This is a genomic window from Kitasatospora sp. NPDC058406, from assembly GCF_042722765.1.
Classification (GTDB): Bacteria; Actinomycetota; Actinomycetes; order Streptomycetales; family Streptomycetaceae; genus Kitasatospora.
Window position 1 is genome coordinate 1 of sequence record NZ_JBHXKE010000097.1, and the last position, 15,673, is coordinate 15,673.

At 72.9% G+C, this 15,673-nt stretch carries 12 protein-coding genes; 7 read left to right on the plus strand and 5 right to left on the minus strand.

Going from position 1 to position 15,673, the window contains the following annotated elements:
• Nucleotides 1–106 precede the first annotated feature (106 nt).
• Together ACFWOG_RS20275 and ACFWOG_RS20280 are read right to left on the minus strand one after the other, a co-directional pair.
• Nucleotides 107–361, minus strand: coding sequence for a hypothetical protein (locus ACFWOG_RS20275; protein WP_329883071.1), 255 nt, complete (start codon nt 359–361; stop codon nt 107–109).
• Nucleotides 362–388: 27 nt separating this feature from the next.
• Nucleotides 389–1,570, minus strand: a complete 1,182-nt coding sequence (locus ACFWOG_RS20280; protein WP_380360028.1) for an anion permease — start codon at nt 1,568–1,570, stop codon at nt 389–391.
• A gap of 405 nt (nt 1,571–1,975) precedes the next feature.
• Here ACFWOG_RS20280 and ACFWOG_RS20285 point away from each other — a divergent pair, with 405 nt between their 5' ends.
• Complete coding sequence (locus ACFWOG_RS20285) at nt 1,976–3,640, plus strand: NlpC/P60 family protein (RefSeq protein WP_380360030.1); 1,665 nt, start codon at nt 1,976–1,978, stop codon at nt 3,638–3,640.
• Between the two features lie 88 nt (nt 3,641–3,728).
• On the opposite strand, the gene ACFWOG_RS20290 is transcribed toward ACFWOG_RS20285, so the two are convergent.
• From ACFWOG_RS20290 to ACFWOG_RS20300, 3 genes are all read right to left on the minus strand, one after another.
• A complete protein-coding gene (locus ACFWOG_RS20290; RefSeq protein ID WP_380360032.1) occupies nt 3,729–6,014 on the minus strand; it encodes an FdhF/YdeP family oxidoreductase in 2,286 nt (761 codons plus the stop codon).
• A 247-nt stretch (nt 6,015–6,261) separates the two neighbouring features.
• A complete protein-coding gene (locus ACFWOG_RS20295; protein WP_329952245.1) occupies nt 6,262–8,181 on the minus strand; it encodes an FAD/NAD(P)-binding protein in 1,920 nt (639 codons plus the stop codon).
• Nucleotides 8,178–9,245: an amino acid ABC transporter permease gene (locus ACFWOG_RS20300; protein ID WP_380360034.1), complete on the minus strand. Its 1,068-nt coding sequence runs from the start codon at nt 9,243–9,245 to the stop codon at nt 8,178–8,180. The genes ACFWOG_RS20295 and ACFWOG_RS20300 overlap by 4 nt, the downstream gene beginning before the upstream one ends.
• 717 nt (nt 9,246–9,962) lie before the next feature.
• Between ACFWOG_RS20300 and ACFWOG_RS20305 the strand changes: the two genes are divergently transcribed.
• From ACFWOG_RS20305 to ACFWOG_RS20330, 6 genes are all read left to right on the plus strand, one after another.
• The gene (locus ACFWOG_RS20305; protein ID WP_329883065.1) at nt 9,963–11,117 is read left to right on the plus strand and encodes an LLM class flavin-dependent oxidoreductase; all 1,155 of its coding nucleotides are present in this window, start codon (nt 9,963–9,965) and stop codon (nt 11,115–11,117) included.
• Nucleotides 11,114–11,608, plus strand: coding sequence for a GNAT family N-acetyltransferase (locus tag ACFWOG_RS20310; protein ID WP_329883064.1), 495 nt, complete (start codon nt 11,114–11,116; stop codon nt 11,606–11,608). Before ACFWOG_RS20305 ends, ACFWOG_RS20310 begins: the two co-directional genes overlap by 4 nt.
• A gap of 173 nt (nt 11,609–11,781) precedes the next feature.
• On the plus strand, nt 11,782–12,729 hold the full coding sequence (locus ACFWOG_RS20315) for an ABC transporter substrate-binding protein (protein WP_329952243.1): 948 nt from the start codon (nt 11,782–11,784) through the stop codon (nt 12,727–12,729).
• Nucleotides 12,730–12,769: 40 nt separating this feature from the next.
• On the plus strand, nt 12,770–13,783 hold the full coding sequence (locus ACFWOG_RS20320) for an amino acid ABC transporter permease (RefSeq protein ID WP_329952242.1): 1,014 nt from the start codon (nt 12,770–12,772) through the stop codon (nt 13,781–13,783).
• Between the two features lie 38 nt (nt 13,784–13,821).
• On the plus strand, nt 13,822–14,574 hold the full coding sequence (locus ACFWOG_RS20325) for an amino acid ABC transporter ATP-binding protein (RefSeq protein ID WP_329952294.1): 753 nt from the start codon (nt 13,822–13,824) through the stop codon (nt 14,572–14,574).
• A 77-nt stretch (nt 14,575–14,651) separates the two neighbouring features.
• Nucleotides 14,652–15,641: an ABC transporter substrate-binding protein gene (locus ACFWOG_RS20330; protein WP_329952241.1), complete on the plus strand. Its 990-nt coding sequence runs from the start codon at nt 14,652–14,654 to the stop codon at nt 15,639–15,641.
• Nucleotides 15,642–15,673: the final 32 nt, after the last annotated feature.

Sequence of the window (15,673 nt, forward strand, 5' to 3'; positions counted from 1 at the left end):
GGAGTGGTGATCCACTCCCGGCCCTCCCGCCGTGTGCGTGCGTGCCCGTGTGCCGGTGCCGGTGCCGGTGCCGGTGTCGGGTACTCGGCGCCCGTGGGCGTGGCGGCTACCGGCCGGCGATCAGCGTCAGCCCGTAGAGGACGGCCGCGCCGCAGACGGCGAAGCAGGCGTACGCGCCGGCCAGGGCCAGCCGGCTGCCGGACACCGAGGTGCCCGGGCCGGCCGCCTCGCGGCGCGCGGTGAGCGCGGCCTCGTGACGCGACAGCGCCAGGATGCCGAGCGCGAAGACGGTGACCACGGCGACCGTGATGCCGAAGCTGAAGCCGGCGGTCTGGGCCAGGGCGTTCCACTTGATGTGCATGGTGCTGTGCTCCTCAGCCTGCGGCGGTCAGGCCGCGACCGTGGTCGAGGCGGGGGTCGGGGTGGGGGGCGCGGTGGCCGGGTCCACCTCGACCGGGGTGACGTCGTGGACCTCGTTGACGTTGTCCGCGCCGACCGGCTGGCGGCGGGAGACGATCCACATCGCGCCCGAGCCGGCGACCAGCACGGCGCCGACCAGGACGACGCCCCAGGTGCCCTGCTCGGCGAGGAAGGCCGCGAGGCCGGCCACCGTGGCGGCGGCGGGCAGGGTCAGGCCCCAGGTGTAGACCATGCGGCGGACCAGGCTCCAGCGCAGCTGGCCCTTCGGCCCGCCCAGACCGGCGCCCATGATGCCGCCGGAGCAGACCTGGGTGGTGGAGAGGCCGAAGCCCATGTGCGACGAGGTGAGGATGACGGTCGCGGCGGCCGACTCGGAGGCGAAGCCCTGCGGCGGGGTGATGTCCGCCAGGCCCTTGCCCATCGAGCGGATGATCCGCCAGCCGCCCATGTACGTGCCGATCGCGATGGCCGCACCGGCCGAGATGATGACCCAGGTGGGGGGCAGCGCGCCCTTCGGCAGGGCGCCGACCGAGACCAGGGTCAGGGTGATGATGCCCATCGTCTTCTGGGCGTCGTTGGTGCCGTGCGCCAGCGAGATCAGCGAGGAGGAGAAGATCTGGCCGGTCTTGAAGCCCTTGTTGACCGTCCCGCCGTTGCTCCTGCGGGTGATCGCGAACGCCAGCTTGGTGGCGCCCCAGGAGGCCAGGCCGGCGACCAGCGGGGAGGCGACGGCGGGGATGAGGATCTTGGAAACGACGGTGTCGAAGTTGACGCCGTTGACACCGACGCCGACGACGGTGGCGCCGATCAGGCCGCCGTAGAGGGCGTGCGACGAGCTCGACGGGAGGCCGCGCAGCCACGTCAGCAGGTTCCAGAGGATGGCACCGACCAGGGCGGCGAAGATGATCTCCGGATGGATGCCGGCCTTCTCGTTGACGATGCCGCCCGAGATGGTGGTGGCGACCTTCACGGAGAGGAACGCACCCGCGAAGTTGAGGACGGCCGCGATGGTGACCGCGACCTTGGGCCGAAGGGCTCCCGTCGCGATGGAGGTGGCCATCGCATTGGCGGTGTCGTGGAACCCGTTGGTGAAATCGAAGGCGAGCGCCGTGATGATCACAACGGCCACCAGGAACGAGATGTGTTCCATACCCAAACAATCGTCGTAGTTGTCGCACTGACGTTGGTGTCGTGCGCGACGCTAGGGACGCTTGATGAACGGAAGGTGAACTGGCGTCGGACGCATGGTTCCGATGGTGTCGGAGGGGTTGCCGCAGCCTTGCCGGGGCGTGTCGGTCACTGCCCTGAGCTGGACATTCGCGGAGAAACGCCCACTTCACCCGTTTTGTTGAGAGCTGTCTCACAGCCTGCTCGTAGAATTCACCGAGCCGTACGGGTGCGGTCTGTTTCCCGCGAGTAACACATGGCAGGATCAGCGGGGATCCGGGGACCCCGGAGTACGGGCAGGTGGGCGGGGAGGGCGAGACCCATGGGCGGGGCTGGGCAGCACACGGAGCGGACAGGCACACGCCCGTCGACCGGCACACGACCCTGGGTGCGGGCCGCACTGCGCTGCGGAGCCGTCCTCGCGGCCGCCGCGCTCGCCCTGCCGCTGGCCGGACCGGCCTACGCCGACCCCGCGCCGCCGGTTCCCGGCACCACCGGCCCGACCGTCCCGGGGGCCGACCCCGGCGCCGACCCGCTCGCCAAGGCGAGGGCCACCCTGGGCCCGCTCCTCGACCAGCTGCACGCGCTCTACCAGGGCGCCGAGGCCGCCACCGAGCAGTACAACGCCTCGGTGGCCAAGGTCGCCGAACAGCAGGCCGCGCTCACCGAGCTCAAGGGCAAGCTGGAGCGCCAGCAGAAGCAGGTCGACGCCGGCACCGACGTCGCCGCCCAGCTCGCCGCCGCCCAGTACCGCAACGGCGCCGTCTCCGCCTACGCCGAGCTACTGCTCTCCAAGGACCCGTACGAGGCCGTCACCATCGCCGAGCTGCTGACCGCGGCCAGCCGCTCCCAGTCCGAGTTCCTCAACAAGCTGACCGTCGACCGCGACGCGCTCACCGGACTGCAGAAGCAGAACGAGGAGGCGCTGGCGAACTCGCAGTCCCTGGTCACCCAGCAGGACACGGCGAAGGCCAAGATGGCCGCCGACCTCGCCTCCGTCGAGCAGCTGGTCGCCTCGCTCACCGGCGCCCAGCGGGCCGACCTGGAGAAGCTGGAGAAGGCCAAGGCCGACGAGGCCCAGATCGCCTTCCTCGCCTCCGGCGTGCTCGGCCAGGGCGAGCGCACCCCCTCGCAGGCCGGCCGGGGCGCCGTCGCCTACGCGCTCGCCCAACTGGGCAAGCCGTACGTCTGGGGCGGCGCCGGACCGGACGTCTTCGACTGCTCCGGCCTCACCTCGCAGGCCTGGCTGCACGCCGGCAAGCCGATCCCGCGCACCAGCCAGGAGCAGTGGGCCCGGCTCCAGCACGTCCCGCTCAACCAGCTGCGCGCCGGCGACCTGATCATCTACTTCGCGGGCGCCACCCACGTCGGGATGTACATCGGCGGCGGCCTGGTCGTCCACGCGCCCCGGCCGGGTTCGGTCGTCAAGGTGGCGCCGATCGGGGGCAACCCGATCCTCGGCGCCGTCCGTCCCGACCCGGACGGCGCGGCCGACGAGGCCGGCGGCGCCTGGAAGGTGCCGGACCTGCCGGCCGGCTGGGACTCCGTCACCGCGATCGCGCCGAGCCCGCTCAACCAGGTGCCCGTCGCTCCGGTGCCGGGAGCGCCGACCGACGCCCCGGTGCCCGGCACCGCTCCGGCCCCGGGCGCGCCGGCTCCCGGCACGCCTGCCCCGGACGGCACCGGCACGCCGACCGGCACTCCGACGGGAACCCCGACCGACCCGGTCACGGGGACGCCGACGGGGACTCCCACCGGCACCCCGACCGGGACGCCCACCGGCACGCCGACCGGCACCCCCACGGGGACGCCGACGGGCACTCCCACGGGCACTCCCACGGGCACGCCCACGGGGACGCCGACCGGTACGCCGACGGGCACTCCCACGGGGACGCCGACCGACCCGCCGAGCAGCACGCCGACGGGCACGCCGACGGGGACGCCCACCGGCACCCCGGCCGCGTCCGGCTCGGCCACCGCGACCGGCACCGCCTCGGCCTCCGGTAGGGCGACCGGCACGGCGACCGGCACCCTGCCGCCCGGCCAGAACTGACGACACCCCGAACAGCACGGTGCCCCGCCGGGATCCGGCGGGGCGCACTGCTGCCTCTCCGCCGTGCACTGCGGGAGGTGCGCGGTGGTCAGACCTCCGCGCCGGAGTCGGGTTCGAAGCGGATCACGACGGCCTTGGAGGTGGGCGTGTTGCTGATGTCGGCCGTCGAGTCGAGCGGGACCAGGACGTTGGTCTCCGGGTAGTACGCGGCGGCGCCCCCGCGGGCGACGGGGTAGTGGACCACGCGGAAGTGCGGGGCGCGGCGTTCGACGCCGTCCTTCCACTCGCCGACCAGGTCGACGTACGCGCCGTCGGCGAGGCCGAACCCGGCGGCGTCCTCGGGGTTGACCAGGACGACCCGGCGCCCGCCGCGGATGCCCCGGTAGCGGTCGTCGAGGCCGTAGACGGTGGTGTTGTACTGGTCGTGCGAGCGGATCGTCTGCAGCAGCAGGCGGCCCGGCGGGACCTCCGGGGCGGTGAGAGGGTTGACCGTGAAGTTGGCCTTCCCGGTCGCCGTCGGGAAGGTCCGGGAGTCGCGAGGGCCGTGCGGCAGGGTGAAGCCGCCGGGGCGGCGGACCCGGTCGTTGTAGTCCTCGAACCCCGGGACCACCCGGGCGATCCGGTCCCGCACGGTGTCGTAGTCGGCGGCGAAGTCCTCCCACGGCACGGTGTCCCGGGGGCCGAGCACCGCGCGGGCCAGCCGGCAGACGATCGCCACCTCGGAGAGCAGCCCGGGCGCCGGCGGGCGCAGGCCGCCGCGCGAGGAGTGCACCTGGCCCATCGAGTCCTCGACGCTGACGAACTGGGCGCCGCGCGCGGTGACGTCCCGGTCGGTGCGGCCGAGGGTGGGCAGGATCAGGGCGCGGGCGCCGGTGACCACGTGCGAGCGGTTGAGCTTGGTGGAGACGTGCACGGTCAGCCGGCAGCGGCGCATCGCCGCCTCGGTGACGTCGGTGTCCGGGGTGGCGGCGACGAAGTTGCCGCCCATCGCGAAGAACACCCCGACCTTGCCGTCGCGCATCGCCCGGATGGTGTCGACCGCGTCGAGGCCGTGCTCGCGCGGCGGCTCGAAGCCGAACTCCTTGCCGAGGGCGTCCAGGAAGGCCGTCGAGGGGCGTTCGAAGATGCCCATCGTCCGGTCGCCCTGGACGTTGCTGTGGCCGCGCACCGGGCAGACGCCGGCGCCGGGGCGGCCGACGTTGCCGCGCAGCAGCAGGAAGTTGACCACCTCGCGGATGGTCGGCACGGAGTGCTTGTGCTGGGTGAGGCCCATCGCCCAGCAGACGATGACCTTCTTCGAGGCGAGGACCAGCCGGCCGAGCTCCTCGATCTGCGCCCAGGGCAGGCCGGTGGCGGCCAGCACCTCCTCGCGGGTGGTCCGGCGGGCCTCGGCGGCGAACTCGTCGAAGCCGTGGCAGTGCTCGTCGACGAACGCCCGGTCGACGCCGTCCGCGTCGAGGATCAGCTGGTTGAGCGCCCGGAACAGGGCGAGGTCGCCGCCGAGCCGGATCTGCAGGAAGAGGTCGGTGAGCTTGGTGCCGTGGCCGACCAGGCCGCGCGCCTGCTGCGGGTTCTTGAACCGCTCCAGGCCGGCCTCCGGCAGCGGGTTGACGCTGACGATCGCCGCGCCGGCGCGCTTGGCCCGCTCCAGGGCGGAGAGCATCCGGGGGTGGTTGGTGCCGGGGTTCTGGCCGGCCACGATGATCAGGTCGGCCTGGTAGAGGTCCTGGAGGCTGACGCTGCCCTTGCCGACGCCGAGCGTCTCGGTGAGCGCCGAGCCGGAGGACTCGTGGCACATGTTGGAGCAGTCCGGCAGGTTGTTGGTGCCGAGCCGGCGGGCGAGGAGCTGGTAGGCGAACGCGGCCTCGTTGCTGGTCCGGCCCGAGGTGTAGAACGCGGCGCCGTCCGGGGTGTCCAGGGCGCGGAGCTCCTCGGCGATCAGCGCGAAGGCGTCGTCCCAGGAGACCGGGGTGTAGTGGGTGGCGCCCTCGTCGAGCAGCATCGGACCGGTGAGGCGGCCCTGCTGGCCGAGCCAGTAGCCGGAGCGCCCGGCCAGTTCGGCGACCGGGTGGGCGGCGAAGAACTCGGCGCGGATCCGGCGTTCGGTGGCCTCCTCGGCGACGGCCTTGGCGCCGTTCTCGCAGAACTCGGCGGTGTGCGTCTTGCCCGGTTCGGGCCAGGCGCAGCCGGGGCAGTCGAAGCCGTCGGGCTGGTTGACCTTGAGCAGGGTGGAGAGGGTGCGGCGGGCGCCCATCTGCTCGGCGGCCATCCGCAGGCTGTGGCCGACGGCGGGCAGCCCGGCCGCGGCGTGCTGGGGCGCCGACACCCGGGGGGCGTCTTGCGCCGGATCGCTCTGCGGGGCCTGCTTGGCCATGACTGCGCTCCTCGGATCGTTCGGCCCGCAGCTCCTTCGCGGGGGCCTGAGCCCATCCTTCCATCCGTTCGGGTGACGGGGGCCGGCGCGACGGCCGTCGTGGTAGGGCGCGCCGGGCGGTCGGAGGAAGAAGGCCGCAGGTGGGACGCGTCGCGGGCGGCCCGCCGGCGGGCGCGCGTGGGCCGGCGCGCGGGGCCCGGTGGGGAGGGGGCGGGACCGGGGTCCGCCCCCCTTCCCACCGGGGCGCTCAGACCGCGACGGCCGAGCCGGTCCGGGCCAGCGTGCAGAGCAGGGCCCGTGCGGCGGCGTCGTTCTGGCGGAAGCCGGGCGAGTCGGTGCGCGGGCGGGCGAAGGCGGCGGCGGCCCGGAGGCTGGTGTGCGGGCCGAGGGCGGTGCGGCGCGGGTGCGGTCCGTCGTCGAGGGCCGGGTCGAGGACGCGGCTGTCACCCGGCCGGATGGTGAGCAGTCCGGAGCGGTGGGTGTACTCCTCGTCGGTGACGACCTCCTCGACGATGCGCCCGGTGCGGTGCAGGTCGCGCAGCAGGGGGTCGCGGGTGCGGGTCAGGGCGTGCTTGGGCAGGTACGCCTCGACGAGCGCGGTGGCGGTGACGGTGTGGCCGGGCACGGTGGCGCCGGAGGCCCGCCAGGTGCCACCGGCCTCGTCCCGTTCGACCCTGACGCCCGCGCCGAGGAAGCGGACCACGCCGGCCTCGGAGAGCGCGAGCAGCTGGCGCAGCCGGAAGCCGGGCGGCCCGGAGGCGAGGTAGCTGAAGTAGCCGAAGAACCACTCGTCGACGTCCTCGGCGACCGAGCGGGCGGTGAGCCGGCCGGAGGCGAGTACCCGGGGCAGCTGGCCGAAGAGCGAGAGCAGGGCGAGGAAGGCGCCGAGGTCGGCGCTGTACGCGGGGTCGGCGCGGCGGTCGACGTCCTCGGTGATGTAGCGGCGCAGGTGGGCCTGGAGTTCTTCGTCGCTGCCGAGTTCGAGGCCGGCGAGGGGGAAGTCGAGGCGTTCGAGGTCGAGCCGGTCGGCCGGGTCGGGGACGGCGCGTTCGACCAGGGCGCTCAGTTCGGGGGAGTACCAGTCGTGGGCGTCGTAGCCGGCGAGGAAGTCCGCCCAGGGCAGTGCGGTGCGTTCCGGGTGGGCGTGGAACAGCTCGTGGTAGTGGCCGAAGCCGATGTCCTTGGCCATCAACGGCCAGACCTGGCGCCGTAGTTCGATCGGTCCGGGCCGGTCGAGCAGGGCGTCGACGGCGGTCGCGTCGAAGTAGCGGGGGAGCGGCGCGCGCGGGCCCTGGAGCCGGTAGTCGGTCTTGGAGTGGTAGGGCACGCCGCGTCGCGAGCCGACGTGGATCACCGGCTCCCGGCCGGAGGGGCGGTAGACCAGGCCGTCGTCGGTCCGGTCGAAGCGTCCGCCGCGGCCCTCGGTGAGCAGCGAGACCAGGTCGACGAAGGCGAGCCCGAAGCCGCGCAGCACGGTGTGCTCGCCGGGGGCGATGCCGTCGAGGTCGGCGTCGGCGGAGAAGGCGGGCGGCAGGTGGTAGCGGCCGTGCCGGGCGGCGAACTCGGCGTCGGCGGAGTACCGGGGGTCCGGGGCGGAGTCGAGGTGGCCGAGGGTGAGGACGACGTGGTCGGCGGTGAGGACCCGGTCGGTGAGGTGGACGAGCTGCGGGCCGTCGACCGGCCCTTCGATGCGGTGCGCGGTGTCCCGGTGGACGGTGACGGTGACGTGCGGCGGCAGGTCGGCGACGGCGCGGCGGAACACCCAGTCCAGGTAGGCGCTCTGGGCCCGCCGGGTGGGGAAGTCGGTGGGCGCCAGGGTGCGCAGCTCGGCCAGCACGGTCGGGTCGGTCAGTTCCCGGTAGGGCTCGAACTCCTCGATGTGGGAGGCCCATTCGGCGAGGGAGGGGCCGGGGCGGACCGGTCCGTCGATGGTGGAGCGTTCGTCGGTGAACATCGTGACGTCCTCGGCCATCGAGTTCATCCGGAGCAGGGGGGACTGCTCGTGGCGCCAGATCCGGCCGGCGCCGGGCGGGTACGGGTCGACCAGGTGGATGTGCAGCGGGCGGTCGGCGGGCAGCAGCTCGGCGGCGTTGGCGGCGATCCGCTCCAGGAGTCCGGTGCCGCGCGGGCCGGCGCCGACGACGACCAGGGTGCTCTCGGCGGTCATCGGGCCGCCCCCTTCGCGGAGGCGTGACCGGAGCCCGGGCCGGTGCCGGAGCCCGGGGCGGTGTCGCCGCCGCCGGTGTCGGCGTCCGCCGCGGCGCGCAGTCGCCGGTACGCGGTCCGGGCCTTCTGCAGCGGAGTGGGCGGCAGGCCCTCCCGGGTGGCGCCCTTCGCGTAGTGCCGTTCGACGTAGTACTGGCCGACGGAGAGGACGGTGGTGATCACGATGTACCAGATGGTGGCGACCATCAGCATCGGGATGACCTGGTAGGACTGCAGGTAGACCAGCTGGACCGAGTAGAGCAGGTCGGAGACGGCCAGCACGCTGATGATGCTGGTGCCCTTGAGCGCGCTGATCAGCATGTTCCCGGCGGTGGGCACGATGGAGCGCATCGCCTGCGGGACGATGATCCGCCGCAGCACCCGCAGCCGGCCGATCCCGAGCGCCGAGGCGGCCTCCAGCTGGCCGCGGTCGACGGAGAGGATCCCGCCGCGCACCACCTCGGCGGCGTACGCGGCCTCCAGCAGGGTCAGGCCCACGACGGCCGTCAGGGTGGGGCCGAAGAGGTTGACGGTCTTGACGGTGAGGAACTCCGGGCCGAACGGGATGCCGATGCCCAGGGTCGGGTAGAGCGCGCCGATGTTGAAGAAGAGCAGCAGCTGCACCAGCGCCGGAGTGGAGCGGAAGATCCAGATGTAGACCCAGCTGAGCGTGCGCAGCACCGGGTTGGTGGAGAGCCGCATGGTGGCGAGGACGGTGCCGAGCACGAAGCCGAGGGCGAGGGTGACGGCGGTCAGCCAGAGGGTCAGGGTGAGGCCGTTCAGGACCGAGGTGGCGGTGAACCAGTCGGCCACCACGTCCCACTGGAACGCCTGGTTGCGGACCAGGGAGTTGACGACCATCGCGAAGACCAGCAGGGCGACGGCGGCGGAGACCCACTGGCCGGTCCGGTGGCGGGCGACGATCCGGGCGTCGGCCGCCGTGGCGTCGGTGGCGGCGGCCGGTGGTGGTGCGGCGGTGGTGGCGGTGAGGGCGGGAGCGGGGAGGACGTCCTGCGGGGTGGCCATGCGGAGGCTCCAGGCGGGAGGGCGGAGATGCGGGCAGGCGGGGGGCACGGCGTGGTCACGTACGGCCGTTGCGGCCGGCCCGCGTCCCTCAACACGGCCGGCCCTGCACTGCACTCCTCCGTGATCGTACGCATGAGCGATCGGCGGCTGTCAAGGGTGGTGCGCCGGGGCCCCGGGCCGCGTCGCGGGGCGACAGGAGATCGCAACAGAGCGGTAATGGAGGGTGGTTGACGCCATGCATGGTTCACTGCTCAACTTGGGTCCATGTACGCCGAGCAGCCCCTGGTCACCCGCGACCACATCGACTTCGGTCGAGTGTGGTCCGCGGCGTGTCGCGGCTGACCCGGCAGCGGGCCGTCCAGCCGGCCCCGTCCTCCTGCGGAGGACCTTCCCTCGGTGCCCCGTCGCGGGCCGGGAGAGCCGTCGTCACCTGACGGTTCGTTTGGCGCACGCTGCCGCCGCCCCTCTCCTCCCCAGCTCTGCGCTCCGGCAGTCTCCCCTCCCGCCCCGGCCGACCGGTCATGCACGCCACCCCGCACACCCGGGCGGTCCCGCTCACCCGCGACCCGTTCACCGGGGACCCGCCCACCCGGCCACCGCACCGCCACCACCCCGTACGCGCCCGTCCAGCACCACGGCCCGGCCCCGCCAGGGCCCTCTCCGGCCTGCCCACCCGCAGCCCACCGGACCGCGCACGACCCGAAAGGTTCCACCACCATGCCCGTCGAATTCCTCGGCATAGCCGCCACCGGCGACGGTTCGGAGACCACCGCCCGCACCACGGCCGCCTTCGACCGCGACTACACCCTGCGGCTGGCCCGCGCCCACGAGGACCACGGCTGGGACCGTGTGCTCTTCGCCTACGGCGCCGGTGCCCCCGACCCGGCACCCGCCGCGGCCTTCCTCGCCTCGCGCCTCGACAAGCTGCAGATCCTGCTCGCCCACCGGCCGAACGTGTCCTACCCGACCTTCGCCGCCAAGACCTTCGCCACCCTCGACCGGATCAGCGACGGCCGGCTCACCGTCCACTTCATCACCGGCGGCAACGACCACGAGCAGCAGCGCGAGGGCGACTTCCTCACCAAGGACGAGCGGTACGCCCGCACCCGGGAGTACATCGGCATCGTCAAGAAGGCGTGGACCAGCCGGGAGCCCTTCGACCACGAGGGCGAGTACTACCGGTTCAACGACTTCGTCTCCGACGTCTTCCCGGTGCAGCAGCCGCGCCCGGGCGTCTCCTTCGGCGGCTCCTCGGAGGCGGCCTACGCGGCCGGCGGCGCCGAGGCGGACATCTTCTGCCTCTGGGGCGAGCCGCTGGCCCGGACCGCCGAGCAGATCGAGCGCGTGAAGGAGGCGGCGCGGGCCGCCGGGCGGAGCGACGTGCCGCGGATCCAGGTGGCGTTCCGGCCGATCATCGCGCCGACCGAGGAACTGGCCTGGGAGAAGGCGCACCGGACGGTCGACGCGATCAAGGCCCGGCGGGAGGGCGGCGAGCTGGTCCGCCGCGGGCAGCCGCAGGGCACCGCCCCCGAGAACACCGGCTCCCGGCGACTGCTGGAGATCGCCGAGGCCGGTGAGCGGTACGACCGGGCGCTGTGGACCCCGACCGCCGCCGCCACCGGCGGGGCCGGCAACTCCAACGCGCTGGTCGGCACCCCGGAGACGGTCGCCCAGGCGCTGCTCGACTACTACGACCTCGGCGTGGACATCCTCTCGGCGCGCGGCTACGACCTGATCGGCGACACCATCGACTTCGGCCGGCACGTGATCCCGATCGTCCGCGAGGAGGTCGCCAAGCGGGACGCCGAGAAGGCGGCCAGGGCCGAGCGGGACGAGCGGGACCGGCAGCAGCTGATCGCGGTGCAGGCGTGAGCGGCGCCGGCCCCGGCACCGGCCTCGACGTCGAGGTCCGCCGGGTCACCATCGACGACCCGCTCGTCGAGCCGCTGCTGCGCGAACTCACCGAGGAGTACGTCCGCCGGTACGGACCGTCCGCGCACAGCGAGATGACCCGCTACCCGGCCGACAGCTGGACCGAGCCGGACGGCGTGCTGCTGATCCTCCTGGAGGACGGCGAGCCGGTGGCGGGCGGCGCGTACAAGCGGTACGACGAGCGGACCGCCGAGGTGAAGCGGATGTGGACGCACTCGGCGCACCGCCGCCGGGGCCTGGCCCGCCGGGTCCTGGTCGAGCTGGAGCGGGCCGCCGCGGCGGTCGGCTACAGCCGGATCTTCCTCACCACCGGGCCGCTCCAGCCGGAGGCCAAGGAGCTGTACCTGGCCACCGGCTACACCCCGCAGTTCGACGTCGGGGCCGACCCGCTGACCATCGGCCCGCTGCCGTTCGAGAAGGACCTGCGGTGAGCCCGACCGCACCGGTTCACCGCTGCACCGCCCGAGCACCCAGCCGCACCGGAGCACCCCGCCGCGCCGAAGCCGAGTCCCGCACCGAGACACCGTCCCGCACCGAAGCCGCGCCCGGCACCGAAGCCGAGTCCCGCACCGAAGCACCGAAGCACCGAAAGGCACCAGCCCCCGTGAGAACCACCACCGCCCGCCGCCTGCTCGCGTCGACCGCCCTGCTGCCGATCCTGGTGCTGGCCGCGTGCGGCTCGGACCCGAAGAGCGGGGGCACGCCGGGCCCCGGCGGGCAGGCCGTCTCCGCCGCCGCCGAGGACCTGATCTCCGGTCTCAAGAAGTCGGACGCCGCCGCCGCCCTGCTTCCCGCGGAGGTCCGCGCCGCCGGGACGGTCAAGTTCGGCTCCTCGTTCGGCGCCCCGCCCAGCGCGTTCTACGCCGACCAGGCCACCAAGAAGGCCGCCGGGCTCGACATCGACTTCTCCGACGCGGTGGCCAAGCTGCTCGGCCTGACCGTGCAGCGCGAGGAGGCCGCCTTCGAGACCATCCTCCCCGCGCTGGGCAGCGGCAAGTACGACGTCGGCACCGGCAACTTCGGCGTCACCGCGACCCGGCTGAAGACCATCGACTTCGTCACCTACATCGACGACGGCCAGGGCTTCGCGGTCAAGAAGGACAACACGAGCATCCAGCCGGTCACCGACCTGGTCCAGCTGTGCGGCCTGACCATCGGCACCGGCGCCGGCACCACCTTCGAGACCACCCTCAACGCCAAGAAGAACGTCTGCACCGACGCCGGCAAGAAGCCCTACGAGGTGAAGGCGTTCAGCGACGCCGGCGCCGCGCTGACCAGCCTCCAGCAGGGCCGGGTGGACATCTCGATGTCCACCATCAACGGTCTGCGCTACCAGGCCTCCCAGGAGGCGTCCGGCACCAAGTTCCTCGGGGAGTTCCACCGGCTGGACGTCGGCTTCGCGTTCAAGAAGGGCTCCACGCTCACCCCGGCGTTCCAGGCGGCGGTCAACCAGCTGATCAAGGACGGCAGCTACGAGCGGATCCTGAAGAAGTGGGGGGTGGCCGACTCGGCCATCAAGGAGTCCCAGATCAGCCCGCCCGAGCACGCGTGACCCCCTGTCCGGGCCCCGGGGCCCTTGGAGGAATCCCACCATGACCGTCACCACCACGACCCCGGCCGTTCCGGCCGCCCCCGGGAAGTCCGCGGGCAGACCGGACACCGCCCCGCTCGACCTCGGCGAGCTCGCCGAGCTGCGCACCGTCCGCGCCCGGCACCCCTGGCGCTGGGCGGCCGGCGTCGCCGCGCTCGTCGTGCTCGCCCAGTTCGCCCACGGGCTGGCCACCAACCCCGGCTGGGACTGGGCGACGTTCCGGGTCTACTTCTCCGCCGACACCATCCTGCGGGCGGTCGGCCGGACCGTCGAACTCACCGCCTACGGAACCCTGCTGGGCTTCCTGCTGGGCGCCGTGGTGGCCGCGATGCGGCTCTCCCGCAGCGCGATCCTGCAGTCCATCGCCTGGGCGTACGTCTGGGCGTTCCGCTCGATCCCGCTGATCGTCCAGCTGGTCTTCTGGTTCAACCTGTCGTACCTCTACAAGACGTTCGGCATCGGCATCCCGTTCGGCCCGACCTTCGGCGACTTCGAGACGATCGGCGTGCTGGGCGCGCTCGGCGCGGCCGTGCTCGGCCTCGGGCTGCACCAGGCCGCGTTCGCCGCCGAGATCATCCGCGGCGGCATCATCGCCGTCGACGCGGGCCAGCGGGAGGCCGCCGCCGCGCTGGGCGTGCCGCGCTGGCGCCAGGCCTGGCGGATCGTGCTGCCGCAGGCGATGCGCGGCATCCTGCCGTCCGCCGCCAACGAGGTCATCTCGCTCTTCAAGGGCACCTCGGTGGTCTACGTGATGGCCATCGGCGAGCTCTTCTACCAGGTCCAGGTGGTCTACGGACGCACCGGCCGGGTGGTGCCGATGCTGATGGTCGCCACCGTCTGGTACGTGCTGCTCACCACCGTGCTGTCGATCGGCCAGTACTACGTCGAGCGCTACTTCGCCCGGGGCGCCGACCGGACCCCGCCGCCCACCCCGCTCCAGCGGGCCCGGACCTTCGTCCAGGGCCTGCGTGCCCGCACCAGCACCGTCGAGACCGCCCCCGGAGGACGCTCGTGACCACCGCCGTCGAGAAGCCCGCCCCCGCCGCGGAGCCCATGGTGCAGGTCCGCGGCCTGTACAAGAGCTTCGGCCCGCAGGCCGTGCTGCGCGGCGTCGACCTCGACGTCGCGGTCGGCTCGGTGACCGTGGTGCTCGGTCCGTCCGGCTCCGGCAAGTCCACCCTGCTGCGGTCGATCAACCACCTGGAGAAGCTCGACAGGGGCTTCGTGGCGATCGACGGCGAGCTGATCGGCTACCGCCGGTCGGGGGACCGGCTGCACGAGCTGAAGGAGCGCGAGGTCCTGCGGCAGCGGACCAACATCGGGTTCGTCTTCCAGAACTTCAACCTCTTCCCGCACCTGACCGTGCTGGAGAACATCGTCGAGGCGCCGGTCAGCGCGCTGCGCCGGCCCAAGGCCGAGGCCCGGGCCCGGGCCCGGGAACTGCTCGACCGGGTGGGCCTGGCCGACCGGGAGGACGCCTACCCGCGCCAGCTCTCCGGCGGCCAGCAGCAGCGGGTGGCGATCGCCCGCGCGCTCGCGCTGGACCCGAAGGTGCTGCTCTTCGACGAGCCCACCTCGGCGCTCGACCCGGAGCTGGTCGGCGAGGTGCTCGACGTCATCAAGGACCTCGCCCGGGGCGGCACCACGATGATCGTGGTCACGCACGAGATCGGCTTCGCCCGCGAGGTCGCCGACACCGTGGTCTTCATGGACGACGGCCTGGTGGTCGAGCAGGGCTCCCCGGCGGCCGTCCTCGACGACCCGCAGCACGAGCGGACCAGGGCCTTCCTGGCCAAGGTCCTCTGAGCCGAGGTCCTCCGAGCCGAGGTCCTCCGAACCACCACCCTCCCGAACGACCCCCTTCCATCCGCAGGAGTTCCGCCATGTCCCTACCCCGTCGCGCCCTCGTGACCGCCGCCGCCGCGCTCGCCGCCGCCCTCACCCTGGCCGCCTGCGGCAGCTCCTCGGACGCGACGGCGGAACTCGCCCCCGCGAAGGGAAGCACCGCGCCGAACGGCACCACGGTGAACCTCACCCCGGACCAGAACCGGGTGACCACGCCCAAGGTGGACGCCATCGCGGCGCTGGTGCCGGAGGAGATCAGAAAGCGGGGCACACTGACCGTGGTCGACTCGCTCGGCACCACCCCGCCGCTGGACTTCTACGCCAACGACGACAAGACCATCATCGGCGTCGAGCCGGACATCGCCTCGCTGGTCGGCAACGTGCTGGGCCTCAAGGTCGAGTTCAACCCGGTCTCCTGGGAGAACATCTTCGTCGGCCTGGACAGCGGCAAGTACGACGTCGGCATCTCCAACATCACCGTCACCGAGGCCCGCAAGGAGAAGTACGACTTCGCCACCTACCGCCTCGACATCCTCGGCTTCGAGGCCAAGAAGGGCAGCGGCTGGAAGGTCACCGGGCCCAAGGACATCGCCGGCAAGACCGTCGCCGTCTCGTCCGGCACCAACCAGGAGAAGCTGCTGATCTCCTGGAACGAGGAGAACGTCAAGAACGGTCTGAAGGCCGCCGACATCAAGTACTTCCAGAGCTCGTCCGACTACTACCTGGCGCTCTCCTCCGGCCGGATCGACGCCTACGTCGGCCCCAACCCGGTGGCCGCCTTCCACGGCGTGCAGACCGGCGAGACCGAGGTGATCGGCACCTACTCGGGCGGCGGCGCCGACGTGCTCGGCAAGATCGGGGCCACCACGAAGAAGGACAACGGCCTGGTCCAGGCGCTCAACGGCGCGATCAACGAGGTCATCAAGAACGGCACCTACGGCCAGGTGCTGAAGCGCTGGGGGCTGGACGCCGAGGCCGTCCCGACCTCCGAGGTCAATCCGGTCGGCCTGCCCAAGCCCAAGGCCTGACCCGTTCACCTCCAGGCCTTCCCCCACCGCTA

Coding starts and splice junctions, on each gene's coding strand:
- ACFWOG_RS20290 (WP_380360032.1), bottom strand. CDS start 6,014: ATGGCCAAGCAGGCCCCGCAGAGCGATCCGGCGCAAGACGCCCCCCGG.
- ACFWOG_RS20275 (WP_329883071.1), bottom strand. CDS start 361: ATGCACATCAAGTGGAACGCCCTGGCCCAGACCGCCGGCTTCAGCTTC.
- ACFWOG_RS20305 (WP_329883065.1), top strand. CDS start 9,963: ATGCCCGTCGAATTCCTCGGCATAGCCGCCACCGGCGACGGTTCGGAG.
- ACFWOG_RS20320 (WP_329952242.1), top strand. CDS start 12,770: ATGACCGTCACCACCACGACCCCGGCCGTTCCGGCCGCCCCCGGGAAG.
- ACFWOG_RS20325 (WP_329952294.1), top strand. CDS start 13,822: ATGGTGCAGGTCCGCGGCCTGTACAAGAGCTTCGGCCCGCAGGCCGTG.
- ACFWOG_RS20280 (WP_380360028.1), bottom strand. CDS start 1,570: ATGGAACACATCTCGTTCCTGGTGGCCGTTGTGATCATCACGGCGCTC.
- ACFWOG_RS20300 (WP_380360034.1), bottom strand. CDS start 9,245: ATGGCCACCCCGCAGGACGTCCTCCCCGCTCCCGCCCTCACCGCCACC.
- ACFWOG_RS20295 (WP_329952245.1), bottom strand. CDS start 8,181: ATGACCGCCGAGAGCACCCTGGTCGTCGTCGGCGCCGGCCCGCGCGGC.
- ACFWOG_RS20330 (WP_329952241.1), top strand. CDS start 14,652: ATGTCCCTACCCCGTCGCGCCCTCGTGACCGCCGCCGCCGCGCTCGCC.